Annotated in this window: 15 protein-coding genes and 1 other RNA gene; 14 read left to right on the plus strand and 2 right to left on the minus strand. The window is 36.4% G+C overall.

Annotated features, from left to right (window positions below; all coding sequences use genetic code 11):
* The first annotated feature begins 31 nt into the window (after positions 1 to 31).
* Complete coding sequence (locus R2R28_RS17035) at positions 32 to 2203, plus strand: GDSL-type esterase/lipase family protein (RefSeq protein ID WP_316826888.1); 2172 nt, start codon at positions 32 to 34, stop codon at positions 2201 to 2203.
* 162 nt (positions 2204 to 2365) lie between these two features.
* Here the strand turns inward: R2R28_RS17035 and R2R28_RS17040 are convergent, their stop codons facing one another.
* On the minus strand, positions 2366 to 3103 hold the full coding sequence (locus R2R28_RS17040; RefSeq protein WP_316826889.1) for a hypothetical protein: 738 nt from the start codon (positions 3101 to 3103) through the stop codon (positions 2366 to 2368).
* Between the two features lie 260 nt (positions 3104 to 3363).
* On the opposite strand from R2R28_RS17040, the gene R2R28_RS17045 reads away from it, so the two are divergent.
* From R2R28_RS17045 to rnpB, 13 genes are all read left to right on the plus strand, one after another.
* Complete coding sequence (locus tag R2R28_RS17045) at positions 3364 to 3573, plus strand: hypothetical protein (RefSeq protein ID WP_316826890.1); 210 nt, start codon at positions 3364 to 3366, stop codon at positions 3571 to 3573.
* On the plus strand, positions 3561 to 3950 hold the full coding sequence (locus R2R28_RS17050) for a type II toxin-antitoxin system VapC family toxin (protein WP_316826891.1): 390 nt from the start codon (positions 3561 to 3563) through the stop codon (positions 3948 to 3950). The genes R2R28_RS17045 and R2R28_RS17050 overlap by 13 nt, the downstream gene beginning before the upstream one ends.
* A gap of 84 nt (positions 3951 to 4034) precedes the next feature.
* Entirely contained in the window at positions 4035 to 4406 is a 372-nt protein-coding gene (locus R2R28_RS17055) for a hypothetical protein (RefSeq protein ID WP_316826892.1), read from the plus strand.
* Between the two features lie 219 nt (positions 4407 to 4625).
* Positions 4626 to 5396: an MbnP family protein gene (locus R2R28_RS17060; RefSeq protein ID WP_316826893.1), complete on the plus strand. Its 771-nt coding sequence runs from the start codon at positions 4626 to 4628 to the stop codon at positions 5394 to 5396.
* Entirely contained in the window at positions 5396 to 6433 is a 1038-nt protein-coding gene (locus tag R2R28_RS17065) for a cytochrome-c peroxidase (protein WP_316826894.1), read from the plus strand. The genes R2R28_RS17060 and R2R28_RS17065 overlap by 1 nt, the downstream gene beginning before the upstream one ends.
* Positions 6396 to 7373 (plus strand): transporter, encoded by a 978-nt coding sequence (locus R2R28_RS17070; protein WP_316826895.1) that lies wholly within the window; start codon positions 6396 to 6398, stop codon positions 7371 to 7373. The genes R2R28_RS17065 and R2R28_RS17070 overlap by 38 nt, the downstream gene beginning before the upstream one ends.
* Before the next feature lie 11 nt (positions 7374 to 7384).
* Positions 7385 to 7816, plus strand: coding sequence for a hypothetical protein (locus tag R2R28_RS17075; protein WP_316826896.1), 432 nt, complete (start codon positions 7385 to 7387; stop codon positions 7814 to 7816).
* A 104-nt stretch (positions 7817 to 7920) separates the two neighbouring features.
* On the plus strand, positions 7921 to 8193 hold the full coding sequence (locus R2R28_RS17080; RefSeq protein WP_316826897.1) for a YHS domain-containing protein: 273 nt from the start codon (positions 7921 to 7923) through the stop codon (positions 8191 to 8193).
* Between the two features lie 140 nt (positions 8194 to 8333).
* Complete coding sequence (locus R2R28_RS17085; protein ID WP_316826898.1) at positions 8334 to 8984, plus strand: SCO family protein; 651 nt, start codon at positions 8334 to 8336, stop codon at positions 8982 to 8984.
* 114 nt (positions 8985 to 9098) lie between these two features.
* Positions 9099 to 9521, plus strand: a complete 423-nt coding sequence (locus tag R2R28_RS17090; protein ID WP_316826899.1) for a cytochrome c — start codon at positions 9099 to 9101, stop codon at positions 9519 to 9521.
* 22 nt (positions 9522 to 9543) lie between these two features.
* Positions 9544 to 9771 carry a UPF0175 family protein gene (locus R2R28_RS17095; RefSeq protein WP_316826900.1) on the plus strand — a complete coding sequence of 76 codons (228 nt, stop codon included), beginning with the start codon at positions 9544 to 9546 and terminating at the stop codon, positions 9769 to 9771.
* Entirely contained in the window at positions 9755 to 10213 is a 459-nt protein-coding gene (locus R2R28_RS17100; protein WP_316826901.1) for a DUF3368 domain-containing protein, read from the plus strand. Before R2R28_RS17095 ends, R2R28_RS17100 begins: the two co-directional genes overlap by 17 nt.
* A gap of 48 nt (positions 10214 to 10261) precedes the next feature.
* An RNA gene (gene rnpB, locus R2R28_RS17105) (RNase P RNA component class A) lies at positions 10262 to 10665 on the plus strand.
* Here the strand turns inward: rnpB and R2R28_RS17110 are convergent.
* The gene (locus tag R2R28_RS17110) at positions 10665 to 11543 is read right to left on the minus strand and encodes a polyphosphate kinase 2 family protein (RefSeq protein WP_316826902.1); all 879 of its coding nucleotides are present in this window, start codon (positions 11541 to 11543) and stop codon (positions 10665 to 10667) included. The genes rnpB and R2R28_RS17110 overlap by 1 nt on opposite strands.
* Positions 11544 to 11677: the final 134 nt, after the last annotated feature.

The following is an 11677-nucleotide window of genomic DNA, read 5'->3' on the forward strand; positions in this document are numbered from 1 at the left end:
TTTGCCAATCTTAAAAAAACACATGATATCTATGAAATTATCAAAATACTTTATATTTATATTCTATTTCTGCTTTACTGGAATAACTAAAGCACAAAACTTCTTATCTATTAACGGAGAATCATTAACTAAACAAAGTGTTGTTAAAAATACAAAAGGTACAGAAAATCCATTTTTAAGAATTATCCGTACAAAGGAAACGGCACCGAAAGGAACAGTTTTTTTGCTTGCTGATGAAAATTATGCACTTAGTTTAAAAAAAGAAAATTTGCCTGTTTCAAATTACTTAGATGAAATGGGGTTTGATGTAGTTGTTCTAAATTATCAGATTTCTAAAATAGACAAAAGTGAAAAAGATATACTTTTGACAAGTAGTGAACAAGCGTTTAAAATGTTAAAAAACAAATGTGACTCACTAAAATTAAGCGATAAAAAATTTATTATTATGGGCTTAGGCAATGGTGGTAATCTGGCAGCAAGAACTATCCAAAGGCTTAAAGATATCGAACAGCCAAATGATGTTGTGTTAATTTCTGCATCAAACCTAAACACATTAATAGAGGGCACGGTTATTCCAGCCATAACTCCTCCCTTAAAGCCTATCTCTAATTTATTTGTCTGTTATTATAAAAATGAGAATGCATTGTGGATAAATAGTGGCTCTGAGTATACCAAAACATGGATTGGATACGATGGGAAAGCAAAATTTAACCTTTTGCAAGATCCTTCTTCCAACAAAAATAACTGGAAAAACAATAATGAATTAACTACACTTTTAAAAAATTTTCTAAATACTGTCCCTGCTAAAGCAATTTTACCTCAAAATCCTGCGGCAATTTCAACCGAAGGTTATAGTAGAAAAAGACACGATGAAAAACTTAAGTTAGTTGCAAACGAAAAGTTTGATTTAATAATGATTGGCAATTCAATCACTAATAATTTTGAAAAGCCACAATACCAGGAAACATGGAATACATTCTTTGCTCCACGTAAAGCACTTAATTTAGGCTTTAGTGGATACCGTACTGAAAATATTCTTTGGAATATTGATCATGGTGAACTGGAAGGACAATCGCCTAAAGTTGTTACCTTAGAAATTGGGACAAATAACGTGGATGAAAAAAATTATCCTACCCGCCATACCGCAAATCAACTTGCCGGTGGTATTGAAGAAATCATTAAAAAATTAAGACAAAAACTTCCCAATACTAAAATTATTATTTTAAGAAGTTTCCCGGGTTGTTACGGTGGGCCAAACCCCACATCGCACCGGGCTATATTGGAACGTGCATCTAATATTGTTTCTAAATTGGCTGATGGAAAAAATATATTTTACTGCGATGTAAACCATGTGTTTCTAAATCTTGACGGATCGATAAACCAAACCATGATGCCTGATTGGCTTCATCCAAGTCCAGAAGGTGCCAAAGCCTGGGCAAGGGCTATGGAGCCGCTCCTATCTGAACTGATGGGAGATAGCAGCCTGGATAAAGAAAAACCAACAAATACGGCAATAATACCCGTGCCAAAGTTAGAGCAAGATAGTTATGATTGGTACAAACGCCACGCAGAGGTGATTAAAATTAAAGATTCCATCCAACCTGAAATTGTTTTAATTGGTAATTCTATTTCTCATTTTTGGGGCGGTGAGCCAAAAGTTAGAGATATTAATGGCAAACTAAAAACGCCTAACGGACCAAAGTCTTGGCAGAAATATTTCGGCCAATTTCGTGTACTTAATTTGGGTTTTGGATGGGATAGAACTCAGAATGTGCTTTGGCGTTTAGATCATGGCGAACTTGATGCGCTTTCACCAAAAACGGCGATCATCAATATCGGAACAAATAATACCAGCCAAACAGAAAATGCGAGAATGAATACTGCAGAAGAAATTGTGGAAGGGATAAGTGCAATTTGTAAGCGTGTACGGTCAAAGGTTCCGCATGCCAAGTTAATTGTAATGGCTATTTTTCCTCGGGAAAAGGATCCAAAGAGCAACCGTCGTATATTGATTAATGAAATCAATCGTCAGCTTGCCCTATTCACAAAAGAAAATAAAATTACTTTGGTTGATATTGGTCCGGACATGCTTAACGCTGATGGCACCTTTTTACCGGGAATGATGCTTGATTACGTACATCCAACAGAAAAAGGTTATGAAATTTGGGGTAATCATATACAACAACTTATCAATCAACCATAAATGGGTTATTTAAGAATCAAATTTTAACCAACCGACAAAAAAGAATAAACACAGGTGAATAATGTTCATCTGTGTTTATTTAATGCAGTCTTGATTAGTATAGTCACCCTGTCCCGAATTTTACATCAGGATCAGAGGCTTAAATAGCATAACAATTACATACTACTTTTGATCAATCAACTCCCTCACATTTTTCTTAGAAATATAAATAACAGCCGGCTCATTCTTTTCAGCTCCAACAGATTTTCCTGTTTTTTTATCATGAATACTCCTTGTAGCAGAAACATACAATCTCCCCGATTGATCTACATGCAAATTGGTAATCTGGTTATCAAATGGAACAGCAAGTATTTTTGAAAACCCTTTTTCGAAAATTTCAATATCGCGTTTTAAGATATAATGATGATTCGGGTTACCATTAACAGGTTCTAAGTTTTCTTTTAGTTTAATCTTCACCTGATTATCTAAAGCAATGGTTGCAAATTCCTGCGATCTTTCTTCAGAAACATTATATTGACTGCATCGCTTCCATGTAAAGCCTTTATCCAAAGTAAAATATTGACTAAAAGTGGCGAGTAATTCATTGGCTTTATTTTTAAGACTATTGGCTTGTAACGCAAAAACAGTATCCTTAACCGACATAAAACCATAAATAGGCTGATGATTTACTTTCGTTTTAAGCCAGGTTTTGCCTTTATCAGTAGTTTGATAAATTTCAGTAAGGGTTGACACCATTAACGTACCATCGATATCTCCATAAACAGCGTGGGCTTCTTTTCCATCCGCAATTTCAATTCTCGTCCAGTTTGGATCGTTAAAAGTTGGTGGTACATCTCGCACTTCTTTTTTCGCGCAGGAAGATAATACCACCATTACTGCGATAGTTTTAAATAATTTCATAGGTTTCATTTTTGTGTAAGGCAAGATAAGTAAAAATTATTTTAAACTAAAAACACAGGTGAATTTAATAATCAGGGTTTTTACTGATTGCTCATGATTTGATGCCGCACACTGCAGGAAACTTTCATTGTAATTTTGATTGAAGCATTAACTAACAGACATAGATCTACAGAATGAGCTATGAAAAAAAGATAAAATCTTAAGTTGAAAATCTATCAATAAAAATAGATTACTTATATTTACGCTATAAAGGAGACGTCATGACAGCGATAATTTTAAAAGATAATGTAGAGCAACGTAAAATTGATGCGTTATTAAACTTTTTAAAATCATGGGATATTGATGCGGAATTAAGAATCACTGATTCGGAAAAATCAGCCAAAATAGTGGATTTTTCCTTATCTAAAGGTATCTGGAGCGACTATAATATTGATTCAAAAGAACTTCGCGAAAAATCTTGGAAAAGATAATGGTTCTATGTGACACAAATATCTTTATTGAAATTTATAAAGGGAATGATTTAATGATTGATATCTTTAGAAATATTGGTCAAAATAATGTTGCAATTTCTGATGTTACATGCGCTGAATTACTTTACGGAGCAAGAAATAAGAAAGAATTAAGTTTGATTAGAAAAGATATAGATAAATTGCTTGTTCTACCCATTTCTTCCCCGATATCCAGACAAGCAGTAAAATTAGTAGAGCAATTTTCTTTATCCCACAATCTTAATCTACCAGATGCTTTGATTGCATCTACGGCGATGTTTCACGAATTAGAACTTTATACCTTAAACCTTAAGGACTTTAAATTTTTAAAGGATATTGCACTATACAACTCTAAATAGATCTAAAGTTTTAAGAAATCTATATGCCTTTTTATTTTTTCTTTGCTGCAACCAATTTCTTTAATACTTTTGCAGCGCAATACCATGTTCAAAAAAATCTTAATATATCTTATCATTACCTGCACCGTTAGCAACGGGTTTATGCAGTTGGTAATCTATTCTGGTTATAAAATGAACAAAGAATACATTACCAGTGTATTTTGTATCAATAAAGAACACCCTGAACTTCATTGTGATGGACAGTGTTTCCTGGCTAAAAAGTTAAAAGACCTTGAAGGTAAAAACAAACAGACCCAGGAAAACTTAAAAAGAGTTACGGAAGCTGAACCCAAGTTTCAGACAGTAGCCTTAAATCATCATATCCCTTATTTTATCATTACATCAGAAAATCTTTACATCGAAAAACCGGTTAAAGACCTCTCCATTTCTATTTTTCATCCACCGAAAACGGTTTAAGTATTTTTTTGTGGTTTTAATGCGAAAGTTTATGCTATCGCTAAGGTTGGCTATTTGTCATTCTGAGCATAGCGAAGAATCTCTTTCTTAAGAACCACTAGAACTGCCATTTTCTGTAATGTTAATTTCTGCTGAAATGCCAGAGATTCTTTATTGCATCCGATAGCTATCGGATCAGAATGACAGTAAATTAATTTTTACTTATCCAATTTTCTTAAAATGAAATTATCACAATACTTTTTGGCATTGTTATGCCCTGTTATACTATTATCTTCTTGCAAAAAAGACAGCAATGAAGTTACCGCAGATACTAAATCTACTTTTTCGATTGAATTCGAAAACCAGGTAAACGGAAGCCCGCTGGTTTTAAGTACCACCACTTATAAAAATGCCAAAGGCGAAGATTTCAAAATCAACATCTTTAAATATTATGTAAGCAACATCAAATTAAGCAAAGCTGATGGAACAACTTATCTAATTCCTGAAAGCTATTTTTTAATTGACGCTTCGAAAGCCGAATCGACAAACATTACCTTAAAAGATGTACCAACGGGCGATTATACCAAAATCGAATACACCATTGGTGTAGATTATGCCCGTAACTTTGCCGGCGCACAAACCGGTGCTTTAGATCCCATCAATGGTATGTTCTGGACTTGGAACAGTGGTTACATTTTTGTTAAACTGGAAGGAACTTCACCACAATCTACAGCAGCTGGAAATGCCCTTACTTTTCATATCGGAGGGGTAACCGATCCGAATAATACGATCAGAACATTTGCTACCGAAATTAATGCGGCTAACCCACTCCGAGTACGCACAGATGGTAAGCCAAACATGCACTTCATTGTAAATGCAGCTGCATTATTTACAGGTAAAACCGATGTGAGTTTCGCTACTTTAAATTTCACTATGGGTGGTGCAAATTCTGTAATTGTAGCCAATAACTATACAAATGGTTTATTCCGTTTAGATCACATCCATAATTAATGTTGAGGAAAATAACCGTTATCGCAGTGCTTTTGATAAGCATTGCGATGATGTATGCTTGTAGCAAAAATGAAGAAGAAATAATACCGGAAGAAAAGAAGATTACCTTCTCCATTCCGGCAAATTTCCCTGCCCCGGCATACAATTTTCAAGACAATAAGTTAAGCAATGCAGGTTTTGCGCTGGGAAAGAAATTATTTTATGAAGCTAGGTTATCGGCCGATAAAAGTGTTTCATGCGGAAGCTGTCACCAGCAGTTTGCTGCGTTTACCCAGCTCGATCATAAAGTAAGCCATGGCGTAAACAATTGTCAGGGAAAGCGGAATACACCTCCCCTTGTTAACCTGGCCTGGCAAAAAGCTTTCTTTTGGGATGGTGGCGTAAAAAACATCGAAACTTCGCCACTTAATGCCATTGCCGATGCCTGCGAAATGGGCACGGATATAGAAACCATCGTTGCGTTTCTAAAAAATACAGCACCTTACCCTGACTTATTTAAACAAGCTTTTGGTTCAACAGAAATCAATTCGCAGCTTATTTTGAAGTCCATTACCCAATTTACCGCAGTTTTGGTTTCTGGCAATTCGAAATACGATAAGGTGATGCGTAAAGAAGGAGGAATCTCCTTTACAACTGCAGAATCGGCTGGTTATAACTTATTTAAAGAAAAATGTACTTCCTGCCATGCAGAACCATTTTTTACCGATTTTTCTTACCGAAGTAATGGCTTGGATTTAATAAGTAGCGACGAAGGTCGGTCGCATATTACAGGTATTGCATCTGATTTTGGTAAATTCCGCGTACCTACCTTACGAAATATCGAATATACCAGTCCGTACATGCACGATGGTCGTTTTTACAGTTTAGATGAGGTTTTGGAACATTACAATTCAGGCGTAAAAGCTTCGGCCAATCTCGATGTGCAATTAAAAAACGGTATTCCATTAAGCTCAACAGAAAAAGAGCAGATTAAAGCATTTTTAAAAACATTAACAGACAATGAATTTATCAAAAATACATTATACAGCGAGGCGTAAGTTATTAATTTTAGTTTTTGTACTCATGGGCAGTCAGGTTTTTGCCTGCGATATCTGCGGCTGTTTTATGGGCATTACTCCTTACTATAATCGCAATAGCATCAGTCTTTTATACCGTTATCGGTCTTTCAGCGGTTACGAAGGGCAATCGCATTCTCTTTTCCCAAGTGGAGGAAATTTCTTTATCCCGGCCAGAAGTCAGGATTCCCCAATTACGAACCATGCTGGTAATCCCGGAGATTACGAACTTTACCGTTCTTTAGAAATCAGGGGGAAATATTTCATCAACAGCAAACTCGAAATTAATGCCATTTTGCCTTACGTTTCTAATAGCGAGCGTTATAATGGTTATACTTCATCTATTTCTGGTGTTGGCGATATCAATCTGTATGCCGGTTATCACCTGGTTCAAAAACTCGAGGATAACTTTAAACAGCAGTTGGTTGCAGGTGCAGGAATTAAGTTGCCTACGGGTAAAAACGATTTCAAAAACAATGCAGGTATCCGTTATTCATCCTTAATGCAAGCTGGCACAGGCAGTACAGATGGTTTTGTATATTTAAACTACATGGTTGGCCTGGGGAAATTCGGAGCAAGTTTAAATACTTCTTATAAAGTTAATGGTACCAATAGCCGCGATGAAGGCATTGCCAACAGCACCACCAGTTTTCTGAATATTTTTTATACACAAAGTATCGGCAAAGACGTAAAAATCATGCCATCGGCTCAGTTCTTTTATGAATATTCTGGCGGAGAAAAATACAAAGGTCAAAAAACCGGAGAACATGTAATGAATAACCTGATGGGCGGTGCAGGTGTAGACGTTTTTTACAAAAATGTGGCCTTAAATGCCGGTGTACAAAAAAATATCTGGGAAGCAGAAACCGACCACCCGATGAGTGCCGGAAAAGTTTATGTCGGAATTACTTATAATTTTTAAATCATAACAATATGAACAGATTAAACATGGTATTACTCAGTCTGATAACAGTTTTGTTTTTCTCCTGTAAAACAGAGCCAGATTCGAAAGCTATACGCAAGGAAGTGCTTAATATCCACGATAAATTGATGATCGATGGGGAGAAAGTAGTTAAGAATAAAATGAAACTCGATAAAATCTTGATTTCTGATCAGGTTAAACTCGCTCCGGATGCAGTGCTGGAAAAACAAAAAATCAACGATTTAATTACCAGATTAAATGCGACAGACGAGAAAATGATGGACTGGATGCATTTCTTTAAAGATGATTTCAAAGGAAAAACCGAACAGGAAGACCTTGATTACTATAAAACAGAAATGGTTAAAATCAGGGCTGTAGAGGATGGTTATATCAAAGTTACGCGAGAATCGGATTCGTTGATTAAAGCGTACCAGGTTAAATAGAATAGTCAGGCGTCAGAAGACCGAAGTTGGAAGTCTAAGAGTATAGTCTCAAAGCACCCAAACCTCGGTCTTCGGACCTACTTCGGACTTTAAAATATATAAATATGAAAAAATCAATTTCAGCAATCATCATCATTTCATTAGCAACAATAAGCTTAAAATCGAATGCAAATGCCATAATCGACAGCGGAAAAACAAGCCCGATCGATTCAGCTAAAAAAGTTTTGGTAGATGCAGTTTGTAAAACGAAAATTAAAACAAATGCGTCGAAAAGTGCGGTTTATAATAAAATTACCTATAATTTTTGTTCAGAAAGTTGTAAACAGAAGTTTTTAGCAGAGCCGACAAAGTACGTAAAAAATAAGTCAGGAGTCTGAATACGGAGGTTGAAAGATATGAAACCGTAATATTTTAAACGCCCAAACTCCGGACTTTTCGACATCTTACCCCGGACTTCATGAAACAATTAATCTCTTAAGAAAAATACCTCGTATATTTACATTTTTAAAATAAAATCATGAATAAATTCACAGCATATCTGGCAACATCCCTGTTAGCCATTTCAATATTTACCGCTTGCAAACAAGAACGTAAACTTCCATTTTATGGCGAGCGCCATGCCGAAACCGTTAAAGATGCCGCCGGCGTAGAAAAAATTGATACCGTTTATCAAACCATACCAGATTGGTCATTTCTGAATCAGGATAGCGTAGTAACCACCAACAAGACTACCGATGGAAAGGTTTATGTGGCAGATTTTTTCTTTACTTCCTGTACCACCATCTGCCCAACCATGCACCGCAACTTAATGACGGTTTATAATGATTTTAAAACCAATCCCGATGTGATGTTCGTTTCACACACCATCGATTTTAAATACGACAGGCCGCACGTTTTGAAAAAGTATGCTCAAAAGTTGGGTGTTGATGGCCCGAAATGGCAATTTCTTTACGGTACTAAAGATAGTGTATACACTTTGGCCGAGAAAAACTATTTAGTGGCAGTTGGCGAAGACAGTACCGCTAAAGATGGTTATATCCACCAAGGCTACCTTGTTTTAATCGATAAAGACAGGCGGATCCGCGGTGCTTATGATGGCACCAAGGAAGATCAGGTAGAGCAATTGAAAAAGGATATTCCGGTTTTATTGGCTGAATATAAAAAGTAATAATCTAAGTTCGTCATCTCGACTGGAACGCAGTGGAATGGAGAGATCTAACTCGATAGATTTCTCGACTTCGCTATACTCCGTTCGAGATGACGATTTTTACGACAAACATACATGCGCAAATACATCATCAATTCTGCCTTTTTACTTTCCATTATCGCCATTATTGTTTCCTGCCAGAACCAGGAGACGATCGACCTCCAAAATTACATGTCGAACGGAAAAGACATTTATAAAGCCAAATGCCAGAATTGTCATGGCGAAAACGGAGAAGGCTTAGGCCAGCTTGCACCGCCCCTAACCGATTCCGTTTTCCTAAAAGCAAACAAGACGCGTTTGGCCTGTTTCATCAAAAATGGAGCAAACGAAACTTTTGTCATTCATGGCAAAGAATATAAGGAAAAAATGCCTGCTTTTCCCGAGTTGGCGGATATTGATGTAGCCCAGGTAATGGTTTTTGTAACCAATTCGTTTGGGAATAAGCTGGGATTTGTGCCTTACACAAAGGTTTCGAAAGATTTGCAGGGTTGTAAATAAATATTATTCGTATATTTAAGGTATGACAACGATAACCCTTCAAGTTCCCGATAGCTTAGGCAAACATGAGCATGATACTGTACGTTTCATCGCAGCAAAACTTTACGAATCTGGAAAGTTATCATTGGGTCAGGCCGCTGCTATGGCTGATTTACCAAAGCGTACCTTTTCTGAGTTGCTTTCTGATTACGGCGTTTCATTACTTAATTATCCCGTTTCAGAAATGTTAAGCGATGCAGAAAAAATATGAAATTGTAATCGCTGATACAACCTGCTTCATTTTATTAGAAAATATTGGAGAGCTTAATCTTTTAAGGTCTCTTTTTTCACAAATTGTAACCACTCCTACTATTTTAGCCGAATTCGGTTCTCCTTTACCTGAATGGATTGAAATCAGATCACCAAAGAATATTTCATTTCAAAATTCTCTCGATATTGATGCTGGTGAAGCAAGTGCTATTGCATTAGCGATGGAATCAGAAAGTTCTCTTCTTATTTTAGATGATAATAAAGGTAGAAAAGCAGCTGAAAGATTAAACCTTCTTTACACAGGTACATTAGGTATAATTTTAAAGGCAAAAAATGTTGGTATAATTATCTCAGTAAAACCCATTTTTCAAAAAATACAACAGACGAATTTTAGATTTTCTAAAAAAGTGCTGGATGAAATATATGCACTAGCAAATGAATAGGGTTATCACAATTGTGATAATATGAATAAAAACCCCATCTTTGCTCAAAATGCAGGTTGTTCTATCGCTGTTCCGATTTATCGGGAGAGAGGAAAGTCCGGGCAACGCAGGGCATCCCGCTTTCTAACGGAAAGGGGTTCAGGAATGAAAACCTGGGCCACGGATTAGTGCAACAGAAAATATACCGTCCCGTATCCGCTTGCGGCCTCGGGATAAGGGTGAAAACGTGCGGTAAGAGCGCACGAGCATTGCAGGCGACTGCAGTGGTTTGTAAACCCCGGGAGTTGAAAGACCAAATAGGCTAACATCCCGACTTTACGTCGGGATAAAGGGCTGCCCGTCCGATGTTAGTGGGTAGGTCGTTAGAGATAAACGGCAACGTTTATAGTGGATAAATGATAGAAGCCTGAGCAATCAGGAAACAGAACCCGGCTTATAGACCTGCATTTTTTTATTCACTTAACAGAATATTCTTCGTTTCGCCGAGTTTGGCCACTTCCTCTTCACCCAAAACAGGAAATTTAAGATCCAGGCTTTTCAGTTTATCTGTAATGATTTCACTAATGGCCAAACGGGCAAACCATTTTTTATCTGCCGGAATAATGTGCCAGGGAGATTCTTCCGTGCTTGTTTCATTAATTGCATCTTCGTATGCATCCATATATTTATTCCACAAAGCCCTTTCCTTAATATCGCCTGATGAGAATTTCCAGTTTTTTGTTGGGTCTTCTATCCGATCCAAAAAACGTTGTTTCTGTTCATCCTTGCTTACGTTCAAAAAGAATTTCAAAATCACAGTTCCATTGGCCGTTAAATGTTCCTCAAAGTTTTTAATACTCTTATAACGTTGCTGCCAGAAGTTTTTATTGATCTTTTTAACTTCCGTAAAACCAGGAATATTTTCACTTAAAATATATTCTGGATGAACTTTGCACACTAGCACATTTTCATAATGCGAACGGTTATGGATACCAATCCGGCCACGTTCTGGCAGCGCTTTATAATGTCTCCATAAAAAATCATGTTCATATTCTTCAGTTGTAGGTACTTTAAAACTATAAACCTGGCATCCCTGAGGATTTAAACCGCTCATTACATGTTCGATAGCGCTATCCTTTCCTGCGGCATCCATTGCCTGAAAAATAATCAGTATGGCATGTTTTCCGGCTGCATATAATTTCTCCTGTAAGTGATTAAGTTCAATTTTCGAATTCACCAGTGCATCCTTCGCCTTTTCCTTATTATAGCCACCGGTAAAGTCTGTTTTATGGTTTTTTAGTAAAAACTTCTTATCTCCCTGTACAATTAAGTCTTTAAATTCGTTCTTCATACTTATAAATTATTTTAGATAAAGCAATGGGTTAACAATTTAAATATAGAACTAAAAAATAAGTAAATTAAATACGTTAATTTGCATAGAGAGTTTTTTATATTTAACGCCACGACTTTTACCTAAAGATCATC

The organism is Pedobacter miscanthi (assembly GCF_032678605.1).
GTDB classification, from domain to species: domain Bacteria; phylum Bacteroidota; class Bacteroidia; order Sphingobacteriales; family Sphingobacteriaceae; genus Pedobacter; species Pedobacter miscanthi_A.